The sequence below is a fragment of the Mycobacterium sp. ZZG genome, from assembly GCF_054786995.1.
The window spans coordinates 1-21,145 of sequence record NZ_JBTBFV010000066.1 but is presented as its reverse complement, the minus strand read 5'-3'; the positions used below and the strand labels follow the sequence as shown (position 1 = coordinate 21,145).

Sequence of the window (21,145 nt, the reverse complement as noted above, 5' to 3'; positions counted from 1 at the left end):
AATGTGCTGCCCGTGGCCCTCATCGGAGACCACAACTTCATAGACGAGGACGTGATGAAACGAAATCAGTTCGCCCGCGGGCGACGGCGTCGTGCGATCGCGCTGGGCACTGCGCCCCTGATCGCGGCGACGGTGCTGTCCGGCTGCGGCAGCGAGGGCGGTCCCCCGACGCTGACGTGGTACATCCTCCCCGACAACGGCGGCTCCGCGGCGCGCGCAGAGCAATGCGCGGAGGCCTCCGGCGGCGCCTACCAGGTGCGCATCGAATCGCTGCCGAGCACCGCGACCGCCCAGCGTGAACAGATGGTGCGCCGACTGGCCGCCGGTGATTCGTCGATCGATCTGGTGAGCATGGACGTGGTGTTCACGGCTGAATTCGCCAACGCCGGATTCCTGCGCCCGTACACCCCCGAGGAAGCGCAGCGGCTCACCGCGGGAATGCTGCCCGCCCCCATCGAGACCGGCATGTGGGAGGACACGCTCTACGGGGCGCCCTACAAGTCCAACGCCCAGTTGCTCTGGTACCGCAAGTCGGCCGCCGCCGCGGCCGGGGTGGATCCCGCCTCGCCGACGTTCACCTGGGACGAGATGCTCAAAGCAGCTGTGAGCCAACAGAAGAAAATCGCCGTCCAGGCCCAGCGCTACGAGGGGTACACGGTGTGGATCAACGCGCTGGTCCTCTCCGGCGGCGGCGAGTTGCTGCAGGACGTGCAAGCCGGCCGCAACGCCAAACCGTCGCTGGACACCCCGCCCGGTTTGAAGGCCGCCGAGATCGTCGGCAACCTCGGCCGCTCCCCGGCCGCGCCCGCCGACCTGTCCAACGCCTCGGAGGAACAGGCCCGCGCGAACTTCCAGTCCGATCAGGGCATGTTCATGGTCAACTGGCCGTATGTCCTCGCCGCCGCGCGCAGCGCCGCCGAAGAAGGAACGCTGCCCCAGGCAGTGGTCGACGACATCGGCTGGGCCCGCTATCCGAGGGTGTCCCCCGACCGTGCGAGCGCGCCGCCGCTGGGCGGGGCGAACCTGGGCATCGGGGCCTACACCGAGCATCCCGAGCAGGCCGTCGCACTGGTCGAGTGCATCAACGCCGAGCCGAAGGCCACCCAGTACATGCTCGACGAAAGTGAGCCGTCGCCGTACGCCGCCTCGTACGACGATCCCCAGATCCGGGAAACCTACGAGAACGCCGACCTGATCCGAGAGTCCATCGGCGACGGCGGCCCCCGCCCGCCGACCCCGTTCTACACCGACATCTCGGGCGCGATCCAGCAGACCTGGCATCCGCCGGACGCAGTGAACGCCCAAACCCCGGAAAGGACAGACCAATTCATGGCTGACGTGCTGGCGGGGAGGCGGCTCCTGTGACCGCCCGGGCGAGCGAAGCGACGGGGGTGAGTGGCGCCGTGCAGAACGGGTCCATCCAGAAGGAACCAGGCACCCCCTCGGTCAGTGAACGGGCCAAGGGCGAACGCCGCCTCGGCCTCTACCTGACGGCACCGTCGTATGTGGTGATGCTGCTCGTCACCGCCTATCCCCTCGGTTACGCGCTGGTCTTGTCGCTGTACAACTTCCGGCTCACCGATCCCGAGGGCCGCAGCTTCGTCGGGCTGAGCAACTACCTGGTGATCCTGACCGACCCCGTGTGGTGGAACGACTTCGTCACCACACTGGCGATCACCGTGGTCACCGTGGCCATCGAGCTGGTGCTCGGGTTCTGGTTCGCGTTCGTGATGCTGCGCATCGTGCGGGGACGTGGTCCGTTGCGGACCGCGATCCTGATCCCGTACGGCATCGTCACCGTGGTGTCGGCGTTCATCTGGCGCTACGCCTTCGCCATCGACTCCGGCTTCGTCAACCAGTGGCTGAACCTGACCGATTTCGACTGGTTCGGCGACCGCTGGTCGGCCATCTTCGTGATCTGCCTGTCAGAGATCTGGAAGACCACGCCGTTCATCTCGCTTCTGTTGCTGGCCGGGCTGGTGCAGGTGCCCGAGGACATGCAGGAGGCCGCCAAGGTCGACGGCGCCACCGCATGGCAGCGGCTGTGGAAGATCACGCTGCCGAACATGAAGGCCGCGATCATGGTGGCGCTGTTGTTCCGGACGCTGGACGCCTGGCGGATCTTCGACAACCCGTACGTGATGACCGCCGGCGCCAACAACACCGAGACCATCTCGTTCCTGGCCTATCGGCAGAACGTCACCCTGGTCAACCTCGGAATGGGATCGGCGGTCTCGGTGCTGTTGTTCCTGTCAGTGGTCGCCATCGCCTGGATATTCATCAAGGTCTTCAAGACCGACCTCTCGCAAGTCAGGGGTGACCAGTGACCAAGAACACCAAGTGGTGGACGATCTCCGGCATCGTCATCGTCATCTACAGCTTCGTGCCGATACTGTGGATGATCAGCCTGGCGTTCAAACCGCCGTCCGACATCGTCTCCGGCAATCCGTCATTCCTGCCGAGCTCGATCACGTTCGACAACTTCGCCCAGATCTTCAGCCAGCCGCTGTTCACCCGGGCGCTGATCAACTCGATCGGGATCGCGGTGATCGCGACGATCATCTCGGTGGTCATCGCGATGTTCGCCGCCTATGCCATCGCCCGGCTGGAGTTCCCCGGCAAGAAGCTGCTCCTGTCACTGGCACTGGGTATCGCCATGTTCCCGCAGGCCGCGCTGGTGGGTCCGCTGTTCGACATGTGGCGCGGCCTGGGCATCTACGACACCTGGCTCGGCCTGATCATCCCGTACCTGACCTTCGCGCTACCGCTGTCGATCTGGACGATGTCGGCGTTCTTCCGGCAGATCCCGTGGGAGATGGAGCACGCCGCCCAGGTCGACGGCGCCACCCAGTGGCAGGCGTTCCGCAAGGTCATTGTCCCGCTCGCGGCACCGGGAGTGTTCACCACCGCGATTCTGACATTCTTCTTCTGCTGGAACGACTTCCTGTTCGCGATCTCGCTGACGTCCACCGACAGCGCCCGCACGGTTCCCGCCGCGCTCGCCTTCTTCCAGGGCGCGTCATACTTCGAATCCCCCGTCCCCTACATCATGGCCGCGTCGGTGATCGTGACGATCCCCGTCGTGATCCTGGTCCTCATCTTCCAGCGGCGCATCGTCGCCGGTCTCACCTCCGGAGCAGTGAAGGGATAGCCCCATGGCAGCAATCACCATGCGCAATATCGTCAAGAAGTACGGTGACGGGTATCCGGCGGTCAACGATGTGAGCCTCGACATCGCCGACGGTGAATTCATGATCCTGGTGGGACCGTCGGGCTGCGGCAAGTCCACCCTGCTCAGGATGATCGTCGGCCTGGAGGACATCACGTCCGGGGACATGCTGATCGGTGACACACGCGTCAACGACAAGGCGCCCCGTGACCGCAACCTGGCCATGGTGTTCCAGAACTATGCGCTCTATCCGCATCTGACGGTGTTCGAGAACGTCGCATTCCCACTCCGGTTGGCGGGCAAGCTGTCCGACGAGGAGATCCGCAAACGGGTCAACGATGCGGCCGCGACATTGGAGCTCGGTGAGCACCTCGACCGCAAACCCGCCAACCTGTCCGGCGGTCAGCGCCAGCGGGTCGCGATGGGACGCGCCATCGTGCGCGAGGCCGATGCGTTCCTGTTCGACGAGCCGTTGAGCAACCTCGACGCCAAGCTGCGCGGCCAGATGCGCACCGAGATCCTGCGGCTGCAGCGCAAACTGGGCGTCACCACCGTCTACGTCACGCACGACCAGACCGAGGCGATGACGCTCGGCGATCGCGTCGCGGTGCTGAAAAAAGGTGTGCTGCAACAGGTCGCCAGCCCTCGCGAGCTCTACGACCAGCCGGTGAACCTGTTCGTCGCGGGGTTCATCGGGTCCCCGCCGATGAATTTCGTCCCTGCGCGGGTGAAGGGCGACGAGATCGAGCTGCCTTTCGCGACGGTGCCGCTGCGCGACGAGTGGCGCGAGACGGTGGAGGACGGGAAGGTCTACATCGCGGGGATCCGGCCGGGGGCCTTCGAGGATGCGGAGTTCGTCGACGGCGACAAGGCCTCGCGCGGTGTCACTTTCGAGGTCGAGATCGACGTCACCGAATGGCTGGGCAACGAACAGTACGCGTTCGTGCCGTTCGACACGACAGCCGAGATCTCCGGTCAGCTGGCCGAGCTGGCCAGCGAGCTCGACAGCGAGCAGCTCCGCACGCAAATCTGCGTCGAACTCGACCCGCTGAGCCGGGTGCGTTCGGGGGACAGGGCCACCCTGTGGCTGGACTCCGCACGGCTGCATCTGTTCGACCCGCAGTCCGGCGACAACCTCACCAGGGTCAGCGAGTCCAGCGGCCGGCACGCGGCGGCAACCGGCTGAGCCGACAGTCGCCACGGCGATGGCCGCCCCCGAGTTGCGGCTGCGGGCCCCGCGCCCAGGACTGATCGCGCTGCCCTGGGAACGTCCGCTCGCCGAATGGACGGCGCCTGAGGTTCCGCTGCGCGAGATCGCAGTCGGGCCGAGTCGGCACCTGGTCAGGTTCGTCGAATGCGACGGCGAACTGTGGGCGCTCAAGGAGCTGCCGCCGCGGATCGCCAGGCGCGAGTACGGCGTGCTGAGCCGCCTCGAGGAGATGGGGCTCAACGCCGTGCGGCCGGCGGGCCTGGTGTTCCAGCATGATTTCGACACCGCGATCCTGCTGACCCGCTACCTCACCGGCTCGTGGCAGTACCGGCGGCTGTTCATGCGGCTGCCACCGGATGCGCCCAAACACCGGGCGCGCCTGTTCGACGCGATGGCCACGCTGTTGGTGGAGCTGCACCGGCACGGGGTGTTCTGGGGCGACTGCTCGCTGGCGAACACGTTGTTCTCCCGCGACGGGCAGGTGTTGCAGGCATTCCTCGTCGACGCCGAAACCAGCGAGGTGCACCCGACCCTGTCCGACGGGCAGCGTGCCCACGACATCGACATCACCGTCGAGAATGTCGCCGCCGGCCTGCTGGACATGGCGGCAAGTCTCGAAAGACCGGAGCTACAGCCGGGTTTCATCCAGGAGGCCGTCGAGATCCGGGACCGCTACGAGCAGCTGTGGGGATTGTTGAACGCCGAGCCGACGTTCGGGTTCGCCGACCGCTACCGGGTCGAGGGCACGATTCGCAAACTCAACGAGGCGGGCTTCGCCGTCGACGAGGTGTCTCTGCAGCCCGTCAGCACCGGCGCCGACGAGCTGCGCCTGCATGTCGCCGTCGGCGACCGCAACTTCCACGCCGACCAGTTGCGGCGGTTGACCGGACTGGACGTCGGCGAGGGGCAGGCGCGGATCCTGCTCGGCGACCTGCACGCCTACCAGGCGCAGTTGTGCCAGGAGGCCGGATACGACGTCGACGAGCGCACCGCCGCGCAGCTGTGGGTGATGGAGGTGGCCACTCCCTTGATGCACCGGGCCCACTCGGCGGCCGGCGGCACCGGAACCCCGATCCAGGCCTACTGCGATCTGCTGGAGGTCCGATGGCTGCTTTCCGAACGCGCCGGCCACGACATCGGCACCGAACGCGCGCTGCACGCTTTGGCGCGCAAGGTCGTGCCGTCGGAGTCGGCCGCACAGTTGATGGTGGTCGAAGAACCCACCGAACCGTTCTCGGTGCTCGAGGACGACGACTGACGGCCACGACAACTGGCGCAGCGCGACATTCCCGACCCACGAATCCGCAGAAGCGGATGCAGTAGCATTATTGATCCGCATACACGGATAACTGACGCCCCGGGAGGGTTCATGCCGAACATCCGGATCCGGGATGCCGCCACCCTGCTCGGCGTCAGCGACGACACCGTGCGGCGCTGGATCGACAGTGGCAGCCTGCCCTCGGTCAAGGATGCCGCCGGCCGCAAGGTCATCGACGGAAAGGCGCTCGCCGAGTTCGCGCGCGAGCACGCCTCTCCTCCGCCGGATCCGCTCGGCGTGGGCAGCTCGGCACGCAACCGGTTCGTCGGGCTGGTTACGAAGGTGACCGCCGACCAGGTGATGAGCGAGGTGCAGATGCAGTGCGGCCCGTTCACGGTGGTGTCGCTGATGAGTACCGAGTCCGCGCGCCAGCTCGGACTTGAGCCCGGCGTGGTAGCCGTCGCCGTGGTCAAGGCGACCACCGTCATCGTCGAGACGGCCGAGGTGCCATGAAAGCCGTTGCCGCCGTGCTGCTGTGCGCCCTGGCCGCGATGACGGCCGGGTGCGCCTCGCCACGTCACGACCCGCAAGCCACCCTGACGGTGTTCGCCGCCGCGTCGCTCAAATCCACGTTCACCGAGCTCGGGACACGGTTCGAACACGACCATCCCGCGACGGTGGTCGCGTTCAACTTCGCGGGTTCGTCGGATCTCGTCGCCCAACTCGCCCAGGGCGCTCCGGGCGACGTGTTCGCGTCCGCCGACACCGCCAACATGACCAAGGCCGTCGAGGCGGGTCTGGTCGCGGGAGCGCCGGCGGAGTTCGCGACGAACACGTTGACCATCGTGACCTCACCCGGAAATCCGCATCGGATCAACTCTTTCGCCGATCTCAACCGGCGGGGACTTCAGGTCGTGGTGTGTGCGCCCCAGGTGCCGTGCGGCGCGGCGACCCGGAAGGTGGAGGACGCCACCGATGTGACGCTGACTCCGGTGAGCGAGGAGTCCGCCGTCACCGACGTGCTCAGCAAGGTCACCTCCGGTCAGGCCGACGCCGGCCTGGTCTACGTCACCGACGCCGCCGCGGCCGGCGACGCGGTGACCGCCATACCGTTCGCCGAAGCCGGCACCGCCGTCAACACCTATCCCGTTGCGGTGCTGGCAGATTCGTCGAATCCCGAGGCCGCGCGGCAGTTCGTCGAGTTGATCACCGGGCCGCAGGGACGAGAGGTGCTGGCGGCGGCCGGCTTCGGGGCGCCGTGACTGCGCGCCGCCGCCCGGGTGGTCGGATCGAAGTCGGGTTGCCGCGCTGGGTCATTGTCCCCGCAACGGTCGGTGCGCTGTTGGTCATCCTGCCGCTCGCGGCGGTGCTGCTGCGTATCGACTGGCCCAGATTCGTGCCGTTGATCACCTCCGACTCGTCGCGCGCCGCACTACTTCTCAGCCTGCAGACCGCGACCGCCAGCACCGCGGTGTGTGTGCTCGTGGGCGTGCCGATGGCGCTGGTGCTGGCCCGCGGCCGATTCCCCGGCCGGTCCGTGCTGCGGGCGCTGGTGCTGCTCCCCCTGGTGCTGCCCCCGGTGGTCGGCGGCATCGCGCTGTTGTACACCTTCGGCAGACAGGGGCTGCTCGGCCAGTATCTCGACATGATGGGGCTGCGCATCGCGTTCTCCACCACCGCGGTGGTGCTGGCCCAGTCGTTCGTGTCGTTGCCGTTCTTGGTGGTCAGCCTGGAAGGCGCGCTGCGCTCGGCGGGGTCGGACTACGAGCAGATCGCCGCCACCCTCGGCGCGCGGCCGGCCACCGTGCTGCGCACGGTCACGCTGCCGCTGGTGCTGCCCGGCCTGATGTCGGGCGCCGTGCTGGCCTTCGCCCGTTCTCTCGGGGAGTTCGGCGCGACGCTCACCTTCGCCGGGTCGCTGGAGGGGGTCACCAGGACGCTTCCGTTGGAGATCTATCTGCAACGCGAAACCGACGCCGATGCCGCCGTGGCGTTGTCGCTGCTGCTGATCGTTGTCGCCGCCGCGATCGTGATCGCGTCGGCCGGCCGCCGTTTGGCGGGGCCGTTGTGAGCCGGCTGCGGGTGCATGCCCGGCTGGATCAGCGCGGCATCGATCTGGCGATGTCCCTCGACGACGGCGAGGTGATGGCGGTGCTCGGGCCCAACGGCGCCGGGAAGTCCACGCTGCTGCACCTGATCGCCGGTCTGATCCGTCCCGACGCCGGGCGGATCGAGCTGGGCGCCGCGGTGGTCACCGACACCGCGGCGGGGACGTTCGTGCCGGCACACGCCCGGCGCGTCGCGATGCTGAACCAGCAGGCGCTGCTCTTCCCGCACATGACCGCCGAACGCAACGTCGCCTACGCCCCGCGGTGCGCCGGGCAGTCCCGGAAGGCCGCGGCCAGCACGGCCCGCCGATGGTTGGACGCCGTCGGCGCCAGCGAACTGGCCACCCGGCGGCCCGCGCAGCTCTCCGGCGGTCAGGCGCAGCGGGTCGCGCTGGCCCGCGCGCTGGCCGCCGAACCGCAGCTGCTGCTGCTCGACGAGCCGATGGCGGCCCTCGACGTCGCCGCTGCACCCGCGCTGCGCCGGCTGCTGCGCGAGGTACTGCGCGCCACCGGCCGGACGGCGATCATCGTCACCCACGACCTGTTCGACGCGTTGGCCGTCGCCGACAGAGTCGCGGTGCTCGACAATGGCCACCTCGTCGAGAGCGGGCCGGTGCGCGACGTGCTGGCCGCGCCGCGCAGCGACTTCGCCGCCCGGATCGCCGGGGTGAACCTCGTCGCCGGGACCGCCGCCGAGCCCGGTGTCCTGCGCACGCCGTGGAACACCGTGCTCCGCGGGACCGGTGACGTCGGTGTCGGCGCGGCCGCTGTCGCACTGTTCCGGCCCGATGCCGTGGCGGTGCATCTCGATCCTCCGCACGGCAGCCCGCGCAACGTGATCGAGGTGACGCTCGCCGAAGTCGATGTGCACGGCGCGGGGGTGCGTGTGCGTGGCGTCGATCAGCCCGACGGCGCGACCGGTCTGGCCGCCGACATCACTGTGGCCGCGGCGGCCGAACTGGATCTGGCGCCCGGGCAGACGGTGTACTTCGTGGTGAAGGCACGCGAGGTGCAATTGCACCCGGCGTTGGCGGGGTAGACCGCGGCACCGGGCGGGTATCAGGCTCGGGAACACCGACATCGACCAGGAGAAGCAATGCAGATGTGTCCAGGATCCGGCCGCGAACTGCCCGGCGATCCGCCGCCCGCGACCGCTGCGACGTGCCCGGAGTGCGGTCGCGAGACCCGAGTGGACCCTGAGGAGACCGACCAAGGACTGCGGTTCACCGTTGCGCCGCATGAGCAGGTAGGCCGGGACATCGGCTAAATTACTGGCGACGTCGGCCGGCGGCTGCACCGGCTGGACGTGAAGGCCGTGTTCGTGATCTAGGTGGTGAACTTGTCGGGCAGGTGGCGCGGGCCGGCGCAGGCACCCGAGAACACCCGCCGCGCCGATCTCGACGGCCTTCGGGGTCTGGCGATCGCTCTGGTCGCCGTGTTCCACGTCTGGTTCGGGCGGGTGTCCGGAGGCGTCGACGTCTTCCTGGTGCTTTCGGGCTATTTCTTCGGCGCGATGGTGTTGCGCCGCGCGCTGAAACCGGCGGCGTCGGCCGACCCGCTGCCCGTGGTGCGGCGCCTGGCACGCCGACTGCTGCCCGCGCTGGTCGTGGTACTCGGCGGCGCGGCCCTGCTGACCGTCACACTTCAGCCGCAGACACGGTGGGAGTCCTTCGCCGACCAGAGCCTGGCCAGCCTCGGCTACTACCAGAACTGGTATCTGGCCGGAACCGCGTCGGACTACACCCGTGCAGGTGAAGCGGTCAGTCCGCTGCAGCACCTCTGGTCGATGTCCGTGCAGGGCCAGTTCTATCTGGCGTTGCTCGCAGTGGTGACGGTGCTGACGTGGCTGGTACGTCCGCTGGCCGCCCACCGGCGCAAGGGTGCGCTCGCCGTCGTGCTCGGCGCGTTGACCGTCGCGTCGTTCGTGTACGCGATCGTCGCGCAGGCTGAGAACCCCGCCGCGGCCTACTACGACAGCTTCGCGCGAGCCTGGGAGCTTCTGGCCGGCGTGATGGCCGCGCTGCTGCTGGCCGGGCTGCGGATGCCCATGTGGCTGCGCGCGGCCGCCGCCGCGACCGGGATCGGGTTGATCGTGTCCTGCGGCATCTGGCTCGACGGGGCCGCCCTGTTCCCCGGGCCGTGGGCGCTGGTGCCGGTCGCGGCGACCCTGCTCGTGATCGCCGCGGGGGCGGGCCGTCCGGCCGGCGTCGCGGCGCCGCTGCGGCTGCTCTCGACCCGTCCACTGGTCTGGCTCGGCGCCGTGGCGTACTCGCTGTATCTCTGGCACTGGCCGCTGCTGATCTTCTGGCTGGTGCACACGGGGCGGCCGACCGCGGGCATCCTCGACGGGCTCGGCGTGCTGGCCGTGTCGCTGCTGCTGGCGTATGCGACCCATCGGTTCATCGAGAACCCGCTGCGCTACCCGGATGCCGGGCCGGCCGAGGCCCACCCGGTGCGGCAGGTGTGGGGCTGGGGGCGGCGTCCCACCGTCGCGCTCGGCTCGGCGGTGGCACTGCTGGCCGTGGCGCTGACCGTGACATCGTTCAGCTGGCGCGAGCACGTCGTCCTGCAGCGCGCCAACGGCCACGAACTCGCGCTGCTGCCCGAGCGGGACTACCCCGGAGCGCGGGCGCTGACCAGCCGGCTGCGGGTGCCGGAGCTTCCGATGCGTCCGACGGTCCTGGAGGCCAAGGACGATCTTCCCGAGACCACCCGCGACGGCTGTATCAGCGACTTCCTCACCCCCGACGTCATCAACTGCATCTACGGCGACCCGGACGCCGTCCGCACCATCGCACTGGCGGGCGGCTCGCACGCCGAGCACTGGGTCACCGCACTCGACATGCTGGGCCGGCGCCATGGCTTCCAGGTGGTCACCTATCTGAAGATGGGCTGCCCGCTCACCACGGAACTGGTACCGACGATCGCCATCTCGGACAACCCGTATCCGCAGTGTCACCTGTGGAACCAGGAGGTGATGAACAGACTCGTCACCGATCGTCCGGATTACGTGTTCACCACCACCACCCGGCCGAACACCGACGGCCCGGGCGACATCGTGCCCGAGGGTTACCTCGGCATCTGGGACACGTTCGCCGCCAACGAGATCAGCATGCTCGGGATGCGCGACACCCCGTGGCTGATCCAGAACGGGCGCCTGTTCGACCCCGCGGATTGCCTGGCCCGCGGCGGCGACTCGGTCAGCTGCGGGGTGAAGCGGTCCTGGGCGCTCTCGGAAGTCAACCCGACGCTGGCCTACACCGCGCAGTATCCGCTGCTGAGCCCGCTGGACCTCAGCGACGCCATCTGCGATGCCACGGACTGCCGGGCCAGCGAGGGAAATGTGCTGGTGTACCACGACTCTCACCACGTGTCCGCGACCTACATGCGCACGATGGCCGACGAACTGGGCGCTCAGATCGCCGCGGCCACCGGGTGGTGGTGACCGCGGCGACGATGGGCTATGCGCCGTCTCGTCGACGGGGTTTGAGGAGTGAGGCGAGTTCTTCGCGGCTGTTGACGCCGGTCTTCGTCATCGCATTGTAGATGTGGCCCTCGACGGTTCGGACGGAGAGCACCAGACGCTCGGCGATGTCGCGGTTGGACAGCCCGAGCCCCAGCAGAGCGATCACCTCACGTTCGCGGTCGGTCACCGGAAGATCTGAACCCGCCGCAAGCAATGCCGGGGTGCGCACTCCTCCGCCCTCTGTGGCCAGCGCTTCGGCGCGCGTCGCGCAGCCGAGGGCGGACCCGCGCAGACCCGCCCGCCGGTAGACGACCGTGGCATGCGCGGCCGCGTCCACCGCGGCGATGCGGTCACCCAGCTCCTCGAAAGCGTCGGAGACGGCCGCCAGCTCCCCCGCGTCTGCGGCCTCGAGCGCTGCGGCGAACCGGGCGGCCACCCGGACGCGGGGTCCCGCCACGATCGTGGTCAGCTCACTCAGCCGCGGGCCGCAGGACCTGTCACCGAACTGGGTCGCGAGTTGCCGGCATTCCACCTCCGCGGCGAACAGCTCGTCCGCGGCGGCGCTCTGTGCCGCACGCAGCAGGATGTCGATCGCCTCACTGACCGCGCCCTGCCCGGCCGCCACCCACGCACGCGCCGTCGCCGTCTCCTTGCTCAGCGACCGAAACGGACGGTGTTGACTTTGCAGCGACTCCAGAAGGGCTGCGGCTTCGGCGATTTCACCTGACGCCGCGAGTGCGGTCACGTACGGGATCCGGTAGCGGTAGGCCCACCCGGTGTCGTGACCGGACGCCGAGAGCAGTGTCGCGGCCCGGCCCAGCATCGACCGCGCGTCGGCCAGCCGGCCCGCCCCGAGCGCCGCCCGACCCGCGATGGCCGTTCCGAGGAGTTGGGCGGCGCCGGGAAGGTCGGCGGCCTGCCGGCGCTCCCGATCCGCGACCGCCTCGGCCGACCGGACCTGTCCGGCCAGCAGTAGCGCACCGACGTGCGCGTCGGCGATGTTGCACTGCAACTGAGGTGCATCGGAACTGCGTACGATCGCATAGCCCGCGGCGGCGACGGCTTCCGCCTCCGCCGTGCGCCCGGCGTCGCCGTAGATGTTGGCCAGCACCCACGCCACTTCCCCGCCGACCACGGGCGGCAGATCCTGCAACGTGAGGTCGCGGGCGGCGGCCAGTGCCTCTCCCGGGCAGTCGGTGGCGAAAGCATGCACCGCGCGAACCGCGTCGACGTTGCGCCGCGCCCGTGCGGACGTCAGATGTGCCGCGGCCGCGATGATCTCCTGTGCGCGTGCCGGCTGGGCGAGAGCCCACAACATGTTGCTGGCCCGGAAGAAGGTGTACCGCGCGAAATCGTCTTCGCTCAGCGCGGTGGTGTCGACCTCGGTGAGCACTTTTTCGGCCACCTCACCGCGGCCCAGCCAGGACAGCGCGTGCGCCCGGATGAACTGCGCCTCTGACGTCGCACCGGCGCACATCGCGGCCTCGGCAAGCCGCTCGGCAAGCGGCAGATCGGCCAGGCACACCGCCCCCTGCGCCGCGCGACAGAGCAGATCGGCGTCGATGTCGAGATCGGACTCGACGGTCAGCGCCGCGCGGCGCACGAGTACACGAACGTCGTCGCGGTCGGCCCCGGCGGCCAGTTCGGCGGCCACGAGTCCGCGCAGCCGCCGCAGGCGGGTCGGTGCGGCGCGGTTTCGCCGCACCTCCCCGTAGAGCGGGTGGGCCACCCGGACCTCGGTCCGGGGGCCCGCCTGGTCCAGGCTGATCAACCCGAGAACGTCAGCCTCTTCAACCACCTCGGGGTCGGTGATCCGTTGCAGCGCAGCAAGTTCCAGAGGCTCGCCGACGGAGAGCACCTCGATCACCGTGGCGACCTCGGGCCGCAGCGACCCGATGCGGGACTCGATGAGCTCGACGAGGGTGGGCGGTACAGACGGTTCGCCGTTCCACCACCAGTGGTCGTGCCGCTGCGCGAGCCGGCCCTGCGCCACCTCGTGCTCGACGATGTGGCGAAGATAGAGCACGTTGCCGCCGGTCAGTTGGTGCAGGCGGCTGACGGAGTCCGGGTCGACCGACCCGTCGAGACTCACCGCCAGCAGGGCCCCGGTGTCCTCCCGGGACAGCGGGCCAAGTTCGAGCCATTCGAAATCCCCGAGCTTCCACAGCTCGGCCAGTCCGCCGGGAACGGTTTCCCCCGATCGCAGGGTCACAACCAGCTTCCCGGTGCGCCGCTGGACTATTTGATGAAGCACGAAGATCGACATGTCGTCGAGCTGATGCGCATCGTCGACACCCACCACGACGGGTTGCGTTGCCGCAGTCAGCCGTTCGATCACCCCGCACACCGATTGCAGCGCATGGGTGTCCGCCGGGTCCGCCCAGGATGCCATCGCGCCCAGCGGAACGCCGCGGGCCGCCGAGGATCCGGCGATCCAACGCACGTCCTTCCCCCGTGTGGCCGCCTCATCCAGTGCCGCCGCGGCGATCCGACTCTTCCCGACCCCGGCGTGTCCGGAGATCACCACGCCCGCGGTGTCGGGGCTCGACAGCGCCGCCTCGACGAGCCGCGTCTCCCGTCCGCGACCCACCAACGGCCACCCCAACCGCATGCCGACAGCCTAAAGCAGCAGGTGGCAGGGCGTCGGATGTTAGGACAACCCATCGCGGACCGCCGTGTCACACAGGTTGCCGACACGTCGAGGTCGACGCGGTGCCGTTGCACCGGGAGGCGCGATCTATGCGGCTGCGGGTGTGGTCGCGGTGCGGTGCCGCCGCAATGCCAGGGCGGTCGCGCCGGCGGCCAGGCCGCTACCGACCAGCACCGGCCAGAACAGGAGTTGGACCAGCGCCACCCTGCGCTGCACCTTCGCTCCGCGACGGATGAAGGAACGACCACGACGCACCACGCTCATGCCCCGCTCCGTACCCGGCATTTTCATCGGACAAACGGCTCAGCCCTGTCGGCCTCGGGAGCGGCGCAGCTTTCGTCCACGCAGCCGATTCTGGCGCTCCTTCACCCGGTTCTTGTCGATCACCGTGGTGTCGCGCAACGGGAGCTTGAGGGTGTCCTCGGCCTTGATCCCGGCCTGAAGCTGACGCCCACGCTCCAGTTCGGCGTCGATCTCGGCGCCGAACAGTAGTGCCAAGTTGGTCAGCCACACCCACAGCAGGAAGACGATGACACCGGCCAGGGTGCCGAAAGTCTTGTTGTAGTTGCCGAAATTGGCGACGTAGAACCCGAAGCCGAGTGAGGCCACCACCCAGGTGAGGATCGCGATGGCGGCGCCGACGCTGATCCAGCGGAACCTGGGCTGGCGCACGTTCGGGCTGAGGTAGTACAGCATCGCCACTCCGACGATCACGAGTGCCAGTAACGCCGGCCATCGCGCGACATTCCAGATCGCCAAACCGGTTTGACCGATGCCGAGGTAACCGCCGACGGCCTCGGCGACCGGTCCACTCACCGCCAGCAGCAGCACCACCGCCGCCGCGACGACGAGACCCACCAGCGTGAGCAGCAGCTGCTGGGCCCGCAGCTTCCACGCCGGCCGGCCCTCTTCGACCTCGTAGATCCTGTTCATCGCACGACCGAACGCCCCGACGAACCCGGACGCTGACCACAGCGCGCCGAGCACGCCCGCCACCAGCGCGATGCCCGCCGACGGGGAGTTGACCAGGTTCTCGATCGGCTCGCGCAACACGTCGACGGCTGCTCCGGGGCTGACGTCGTCGATGATCTGCAGGATCGAGTCCGCGGTGCGTTCTCCCTGACCCAGTACTCCCAGCAGTGACATCACCACCACCAGCGCCGGAAAGAGCGACAACACCGCGTAGTAGGTCAGCGCGGCGGCCAGGTCGGTGCATTGGTCTCGGCTGAACTGGCTGGCGGTCTGCCGGAGGACGAACATCAGCGAGGGGCGGGTCAGGTCGCTCGGCGAGTCGGGTTTCTTCGGATCATCGGCGGGCGGGTTGCCCTCCACGGCGGGGGCCGCGTCTGCCTTTTCGGTCCCGGCACGGTCGAAACCGGCCGCACGGCCCTCGGCCGGATCCGCAGCCGGCCCGTGAAAGGGCGGCTCGGGCTTTGGCTTGGCGCGTCCCGACCGGGTCAGTACGCCGGTCGCCACACCGGCGGCGAACGCCCCCGCCACAGCGAGCGGGCTGCGCTTCTTGACGTTCATCGGAAGCGGTGACTGCTGTTGGCGCTGAAGGCTTCCCACCTGGTGCGTCATGGGCGGTTGATGCCCGCCGTCATCCCCCGCCAAACGCGCGGCGCGGTGGGGACCGCAATGCTGCCGGCGCCGCCGACGGTCGGACCCGCGGCCGGACTCCTACCGCCGGTGATCCCGAGATAAGCGGACCTAAATCGGGACGGCCTGACCGGCGGAAGTTTCAAAGTATGACATTTCGGTAACTCACTGCCCGCAGTTCTTGACCCCGCATGCCTCGGATCGGAGCACACATGATCATCCTCGGAATCATCCTTCTGCTGATCGGTTACTTCACCAGCCTCTCGATCCTGTACACCATCGGCGCAATCCTCGTCGTCGTCGGCGTCATCCTGTGGATCCTGGGCGCTGTGGGGCGGCCCGTCGGCGGACGCAAAGTCTGGTTCTAACCGCAGGTCACGGTCCGCGCTCGCGCGGGCCGTGACCTGCATTGGCCGGACCCATCAGGGGTGCACGGCAGCACAGAAGCCTGATAACCCCCGCCATGGGGTTGCGCTTGCCGATCGGACCCGTATTGTCGGTAACAGGTGATGAACGAGCGTCACCGTCATCGAAAACAGAAACCGCTTGATCAACCAGGCGTTTCGATCGACGGCGACCTACCTACCGCAGCAAGCGCATGTCGAGCACCCGGCGTGATCCGTTGGTCCGAATGCCAATCGCTAGTGAGCGGTCCACGACGTGACCTGATGCTCCCCCAATCAAAACCCTCGCTCGCCGAGGCAGATCACCCACCGGCCCGACGTCGAGTGGGCCGGCACCGAGCATCTCACCGTCACGTTCACGACCCGAAAGCGTGACCCGTGCAGACAATTGAACACCCCAAGACCATTGACACCGTTGACACCATTGACACCGCGACCACCCAGACCGCGACGATCGAACCCCGGCAACATGTCCCTACCCGCCGCCGCAACAGCGGCGCCTACGACGACGTGGTCGACATGTTCCGCGAACTCGCGGCTCTTGACGCGCAATCGGCGGCCTTCCAGCGGCAGCGCGCAGCGATCATCGAACGCTGCCTGCCCCTGGCCGATCACATCGCGCGCCGCTTCCGCGGTCGCGGCGAAGCGCACGAGGATCTCGTCCAGGTGGCCCGTGTCGGCCTGCTCAACGCCGTCAACCGGTTCGACGTCGACGCCGCCAACGATTTCCTGGCCTTCGCCGTCCCCACGATGATGGGCGAGGTCCGCCGCCACTTCCGCGACCACGGCTGGTCCCTGAAAGTGCCCCGCCGCCTCAAAGAGCTCAATGTCCGTCTCAATGGCGCCAAATCGGAGCTCACCCATACGCTGAACCGCGCACCAACCCCGAGTGAGCTCGCCGAGTATCTCGGGATGGATCGTGAGGAGATCGTCGAGGGCCTGGTCGCCGCGAATGCATATTCCACCCGTTCCACCGAGCAGGAAACTGTGCTCAACGGCGACGGTGACGGATTGACGTTGATGGACACCCTCGGCGCGCCCGATGACAACATCCAGCGCGTCATCGACGTTCAGACGGTACAGCCCCTGCTGGCGAAATTGCCTGAGCGCGACCGTATCGTCCTGCAGTTGCGCTTCTTCGAGAACCGCACGCAGAGCCAGATCGCCGAGCAGATCGGGGTGTCGCAGATGCATGTGTCGCGGCTGCTCGCCCGCGCGTTGGCCACGCTGCGTGAGCAGATCGGCTGACGGGCTCCGGCTACGGATTCCGTCGCGCCGAACGCGTGGATTGACGCCCGCGTCAGCAATCGGGCAGGCGAGGCGCACAAAACCAGCCGTACGAAACGAAACTCGCGATCGTGCCGAGTGGGCCACAGCCTACGAATTTCGTACTAGGCTGGGTCCAAGGTTGAGTGTCCAGCCGCGTACGCGCCTTCTGGCGCATGCCTGACGGCGGTAGCTGGGCACGTGCAAGACGTCCCTTACCCCATGAAGGCATCTCTGCAATGACGCATTGGAGATGAGGATGGTCGCCGTCGGTACTGAACCCACCTACCGCACCGTTGCGGGCGAGACCGACGAGCAGCAGCGGTGCGGCAACGCGACATTCGCAGTACGTCCTTGCGCCCCGCACCGCGTCGCGGTCGCGGTGATCGGCGAGATCGACGCCGTCAACGGCCGTGCGCTCGCCCGCTACGTCGAGCGTCACACCCGCGTCTCGCGGCAGTTGGTGCTCGATCTGCGTGCGGTCGACTTCTTCGGCAGTCAGGGTTCCACCGCGCTCTACTACATCAGCGTGCACTGCACGCGCAGTGATGTGGACTGGGCGATCGTCGCCAGCTCGGCGGTGCAACGGCTGCTGGCCATCTGCGATCCCGACAGAACTCCCGGTGACCGGCGAATTGAGCGTGGCCCTGTCCCGGTTGGACCGGCTCGCACACAGCAGACACCACGTCGTGCGCAGCGCGAGGTCGCGCCGGCTCAAACGGTGAGCAGCACCACGGCTGCCGGTCAGGCACCGAAGTACTCGTGGATGTGCCGGATTGCCATGGCCCCTTCCCCGACGGCGGAGGCCACGCGCTTGACCGAGCCGCTGCGTACGTCACCCGCTGCGAATACCCCGGGTCGGCTGGTCTCCAGCATCATCGGTTGACGGTGCATTCGTCTCTGACCGCGGTCCGCCTCCGAGTAAGGTGCTGCCGGCCCAGTCGACACGTAGCCGTGGTCGTCGAGCTCGAGCGTGCCGGCAAGCCAGGAAGTGTTGGGGACAGCACCGATGAAGACGAATAGGGCGCGGGTCTGAATGCAGATTCGCTCGCCGGACCTGTTGTCCTCGGCCACCACCGAAGTGAGCACACCGTCACCGTGACCATGCACCTCCCGAATCTCGGTACACGTCCGCAGGGTCACCCGGGGGTGCTGCTGGATCTGATCCACGAGATATCGCGACATGTCGTTGTTCGGGTCGTCGCTGCGGATCAATACGTACACCCGAACAGCCCGGGCGGCGAGAAAGACCGCCGCCTGACCCGCGGAATTACCACCACCGACAATGACGACGGGCCCAGTGCCGCAGGTTAATGCCTCGTGAACAGTGGCGGCGTAGTAAACGCTGTTGCCCTCAAATGCTTCGATTCCCGGAACGGTGAGCCTGCGGTACCGCGCTCCGGTGGCGACCACGACGGCACGAGCGGCCACCGATCCTTGATCGGCGAGGTGGACCAGATGATGTCCGCCGTCGGATTCCAGGCGGACGGCTTCGGCCGATACCACGATCCGTGCGCCAAATTTTCCGGCCTGCAGACCAGCCCGCTCTGTCAGGTCCGCCCCCGAGATACCCGCCGGGAATCCGAGGTAGTTTTCGATCCCCGGTGAGCTCCCGGCCTGCCCACCGGTTGCGATCCGTTCCATTGCTGAGGTGACCAAACCATCCGAAGCGCCGTAAACGGCCGCGGCAAGACCGGCCGGACCACCCCCCACCACAACGACGTCGACTTCGGTGGGAACTGTATCGGGCACCGGTATCCCGACCCGGCGGGCCAGCTCGGTGTTGGTCGGGTTGCGCAGCACCTCACCGGCCCAGATCACTACCGGGGTCTCCTGGCAGGAAACGCCGAGCCGCCCCAGCAGGCGCTCGGCCTGCCTGTCACGCTCCAAGTCGATCCATCTGTGCGGGAGACGATTTCGCGCTGCGAACTCCCGCAGCCGCGAAGTATGGGGATCGAAACAGGAACCGATGATCCGCAGTCCGGTTCCCTCCTGGATCAGCAGCGAGCGACGCAACAGGTACGCGCGCAGAATAAGGTCACTGAGGACCGGATCGTGGGCGACCAGGGCCCGCACTCGCTCGACCGGCACCACCACGACGTCGCCGGAATCCACCACTTCGGCGGAGTAGAAGGCGGGCTGACCCTCGAGATCGCCCATTTCTCCGAGGAACCGCCCGGGGCCGTGCACTCGCATCACGTGCCGACCGCCCGCCTCGTCGGTAGTGATGACCGCGACCATGCCACGCAGGATGACGAAGAGGTAATCGGAGCGGTCGCCCTCTCGGATCAGCGTCTCGCCGGCGTCGACGGCACGCCGACCGCCGCCTGTCGCGAGGGCGGCGATCTGATCGTGGTCCAGTCGCGGGTATGCGCCGTATAGGTCGGGGGTTTCGACCGGTGTAGCCGACGCCTGCTGGTCGATGGTGGTTTCAGACATAGTTCTCGTGGACGTGGCACCAACGCCGCGTCGGTCGCGGCCGTGTCGACTGCACGATCGGATGTCCGACGGATGTCATCATCGTGCCTCCTTTTTCGCACTCCCGACCGACATTGCGTGGTCTAGCAATTTCGAAGCACCGCAACGGGACCGGCGCCTGATTGCCTCCTCCGTCAGGCCGCCAGGAACAGACCCAAGTAACCCGTAGCGAGTAGGCCGTGCTCCGCATACACGCCGATCAATTCCATCGCCAGCCAGGTCGCTGCGCGGGAAGGCCCGGTCGACATGTCCGCGCGGACCCTCGTGTGACGATCGCGAACTCCTGTGAGTCGGCCGCACTCTTCGCCCCCGACCTATCCCGTTCGTGCAACCAACAACCGGCTCACCGGTGGCACTCCTCGTGAGCCCGCATATCAAACCGGGTCATACTTCCTCACTGTCGCAGCGCGGCCCTTCGAGTCTCCGCGCTCGCGGCCTCCCCCGGGCGTCCATTCCCCCGTCCATTGGCGTCCGCTTCGAGCACACTCTGCCAGCCGGACCGGATCCTTACATCGACCCGCGAGAGCCAAACGAGGTCAGCTACACAAGCCTTCGGGGACGGACATGCGCACGTCGGCGCAGCCGCCAACTCGCTTTTCGACGTCGTTGAATTCGTCAAACCGTTCAGCAGGCCGCGGACGTCGTCACTTACATTGACTGTTGCGTACCCAGCCGATGGAAATCCGCGGGCAGCTGGCTGAGCACATCGTCGAATTCTCCGGGTGTGATCGCCTCGCGCAGGGTGGCGAACACCGCGTCGACAGCCAGTTCGGCAGTGTCCATATAGGTATCAGCCGCGTCGGCGGTCCGTCTCACGAATTCCTCGAAGCCGAATGCCTCGGCGTTCTCCCGGGTGCTGGTCAAAGCTGATTTAAGGGGGGCGGGCAATTGCGCTGCAAGATCTTGCGCCTCACCGCCGCTGATCCGCTGCGCCAGTGTCGCCAGAGTGGCGCTGGTCAATGTCGCCGCTTGCCCCTCTGAGAGTTCAGCGTTCGCTGCCACTCGTGCGATGAATTCCTCGTATCTCATCTCGGTTCCTTTCGGGTGTGGGCCGTTGCCATCGTGATCGATTCACCGCCGCAACGCCTCGGTCCAAGGAGCCGAAGACACCGCCCAATGCCGGCCCGCCAGGTGAACATCCCCGCTGCGGATGCGCGTCGCCGCCTAGCCACACGCGGAGATCGAGTCGCACAACGCTTCTCGCGATGGGGGCGTACAAATCAAGAAGACGGGACGGGGCGGGGCGGCTGGGCGCTGGACCGAAGCGTCTGCGAGGGGCTTTCCCCGAAGAGCTGACGATACTGAATGGCGAACCGGCCCAGATGCAGGAATCCCCATCGGCCTGCGACCATCGTCACCGTGACCGAGGGCGGAGAGTGAGCGATCAGTTCTGCACGCACATGGTGCAGTTGTCGGCGGACATGAAAAACTGCCCACCGGCGGACATGAAAATGCCCAGTAGCGGCCAATAAGAACTGCCCACCGGCGGACACGAAAGTGCCCGTCGGCGGCCATGAATCTGTCCAGACCCCCTTTT

18 protein-coding genes and 1 pseudogene are annotated in these 21,145 nt (G+C 67.7%); 13 read left to right on the top strand and 6 right to left on the bottom strand.

What is annotated here, in order from left to right; translation table 11 throughout:
• Positions 1–12: 12 nt before the first annotated feature.
• The 10 genes from ACXMYJ_RS24965 to ACXMYJ_RS24920 all read left to right on the top strand — a co-directional run bounded on the left by ACXMYJ_RS24965 (position 13) and on the right by ACXMYJ_RS24920 (position 11,190).
• Positions 13–1,365: an extracellular solute-binding protein gene (locus ACXMYJ_RS24965; RefSeq protein ID WP_460359139.1), complete on the top strand. Its 1,353-nt coding sequence runs from the start codon at positions 13–15 to the stop codon at positions 1,363–1,365.
• A gap of 38 nt (positions 1,366–1,403) precedes the next feature.
• A complete protein-coding gene (locus tag ACXMYJ_RS24960) occupies positions 1,404–2,327 on the top strand; it encodes a carbohydrate ABC transporter permease (RefSeq protein ID WP_460359143.1) in 924 nt (307 codons plus the stop codon).
• Entirely contained in the window at positions 2,324–3,151 is an 828-nt protein-coding gene (locus ACXMYJ_RS24955) for a carbohydrate ABC transporter permease (RefSeq protein WP_460359138.1), read from the top strand. Before ACXMYJ_RS24960 ends, ACXMYJ_RS24955 begins: the two co-directional genes overlap by 4 nt.
• A gap of 4 nt (positions 3,152–3,155) precedes the next feature.
• Positions 3,156–4,355, top strand: coding sequence for an ABC transporter ATP-binding protein (locus ACXMYJ_RS24950; protein WP_460359137.1), 1,200 nt, complete (start codon positions 3,156–3,158; stop codon positions 4,353–4,355).
• Between the two features lie 19 nt (positions 4,356–4,374).
• Positions 4,375–5,637: a DUF4032 domain-containing protein gene (locus ACXMYJ_RS24945; protein ID WP_460359136.1), complete on the top strand. Its 1,263-nt coding sequence runs from the start codon at positions 4,375–4,377 to the stop codon at positions 5,635–5,637.
• A 111-nt stretch (positions 5,638–5,748) separates the two neighbouring features.
• Positions 5,749–6,150: a TOBE domain-containing protein gene (locus ACXMYJ_RS24940; RefSeq protein WP_460359135.1), complete on the top strand. Its 402-nt coding sequence runs from the start codon at positions 5,749–5,751 to the stop codon at positions 6,148–6,150.
• Complete coding sequence (gene modA / locus ACXMYJ_RS24935) at positions 6,147–6,899, top strand: molybdate ABC transporter substrate-binding protein (protein WP_460359134.1); 753 nt, start codon at positions 6,147–6,149, stop codon at positions 6,897–6,899. Before ACXMYJ_RS24940 ends, modA begins: the two co-directional genes overlap by 4 nt.
• Positions 6,896–7,708, top strand: coding sequence for an ABC transporter permease (locus tag ACXMYJ_RS24930; RefSeq protein WP_260751904.1), 813 nt, complete (start codon positions 6,896–6,898; stop codon positions 7,706–7,708). The genes modA and ACXMYJ_RS24930 overlap by 4 nt, the downstream gene beginning before the upstream one ends.
• Entirely contained in the window at positions 7,705–8,784 is a 1,080-nt protein-coding gene (locus ACXMYJ_RS24925; protein ID WP_460359133.1) for a sulfate/molybdate ABC transporter ATP-binding protein, read from the top strand. The genes ACXMYJ_RS24930 and ACXMYJ_RS24925 overlap by 4 nt, the downstream gene beginning before the upstream one ends.
• Before the next feature lie 291 nt (positions 8,785–9,075).
• Positions 9,076–11,190 (top strand): acyltransferase family protein, encoded by a 2,115-nt coding sequence (locus ACXMYJ_RS24920; RefSeq protein ID WP_460359132.1) that lies wholly within the window; start codon positions 9,076–9,078, stop codon positions 11,188–11,190.
• Positions 11,191–11,206: 16 nt separating this feature from the next.
• On the opposite strand, the gene ACXMYJ_RS24915 is transcribed toward ACXMYJ_RS24920, so the two are convergent.
• The 3 genes from ACXMYJ_RS24915 to ACXMYJ_RS24905 all read right to left on the bottom strand — a co-directional run bounded on the left by ACXMYJ_RS24915 (position 11,207) and on the right by ACXMYJ_RS24905 (position 15,442).
• Positions 11,207–13,822: a helix-turn-helix transcriptional regulator gene (locus ACXMYJ_RS24915; protein WP_460359131.1), complete on the bottom strand. Its 2,616-nt coding sequence runs from the start codon at positions 13,820–13,822 to the stop codon at positions 11,207–11,209.
• A 126-nt stretch (positions 13,823–13,948) separates the two neighbouring features.
• Positions 13,949–14,125, bottom strand: a complete 177-nt coding sequence (locus ACXMYJ_RS24910; RefSeq protein WP_460359130.1) for a hypothetical protein — start codon at positions 14,123–14,125, stop codon at positions 13,949–13,951.
• Between the two features lie 39 nt (positions 14,126–14,164).
• On the bottom strand, positions 14,165–15,442 hold the full coding sequence (locus ACXMYJ_RS24905; RefSeq protein WP_460359129.1) for a YihY/virulence factor BrkB family protein: 1,278 nt from the start codon (positions 15,440–15,442) through the stop codon (positions 14,165–14,167).
• Between the two features lie 230 nt (positions 15,443–15,672).
• On the opposite strand from ACXMYJ_RS24905, the gene ACXMYJ_RS24900 reads away from it, so the two are divergent.
• The 3 genes and pseudogenes from ACXMYJ_RS24900 to ACXMYJ_RS24890 all read left to right on the top strand — a co-directional run.
• On the top strand, positions 15,673–15,828 hold the full coding sequence (locus ACXMYJ_RS24900) for a hypothetical protein (RefSeq protein ID WP_260751898.1): 156 nt from the start codon (positions 15,673–15,675) through the stop codon (positions 15,826–15,828).
• Positions 15,829–16,317: 489 nt separating this feature from the next.
• Positions 16,318–17,112, top strand: coding sequence for a SigB/SigF/SigG family RNA polymerase sigma factor (locus tag ACXMYJ_RS24895; RefSeq protein ID WP_460359142.1), 795 nt, complete (start codon positions 16,318–16,320; stop codon positions 17,110–17,112).
• A gap of 271 nt (positions 17,113–17,383) precedes the next feature.
• Positions 17,384–17,674: pseudogene (locus ACXMYJ_RS24890) on the top strand (STAS domain-containing protein); the annotation flags it as partial.
• Positions 17,675–17,874: 200 nt separating this feature from the next.
• Here ACXMYJ_RS24890 and ACXMYJ_RS24885 read toward each other — a convergent pair.
• The 3 genes from ACXMYJ_RS24885 to ACXMYJ_RS24875 all read right to left on the bottom strand — a co-directional run bounded on the left by ACXMYJ_RS24885 (position 17,875) and on the right by ACXMYJ_RS24875 (position 21,101).
• Positions 17,875–19,569 (bottom strand): FAD-dependent oxidoreductase, encoded by a 1,695-nt coding sequence (locus ACXMYJ_RS24885; RefSeq protein WP_460359128.1) that lies wholly within the window; start codon positions 19,567–19,569, stop codon positions 17,875–17,877.
• A 687-nt stretch (positions 19,570–20,256) separates the two neighbouring features.
• Positions 20,257–20,637: a DUF2267 domain-containing protein gene (locus tag ACXMYJ_RS24880; protein ID WP_443189488.1), complete on the bottom strand. Its 381-nt coding sequence runs from the start codon at positions 20,635–20,637 to the stop codon at positions 20,257–20,259.
• Positions 20,638–20,828: 191 nt separating this feature from the next.
• Positions 20,829–21,101, bottom strand: a complete 273-nt coding sequence (locus tag ACXMYJ_RS24875; RefSeq protein ID WP_460359141.1) for a helix-turn-helix domain-containing protein — start codon at positions 21,099–21,101, stop codon at positions 20,829–20,831.
• Positions 21,102–21,145 lie beyond the last annotated feature (44 nt).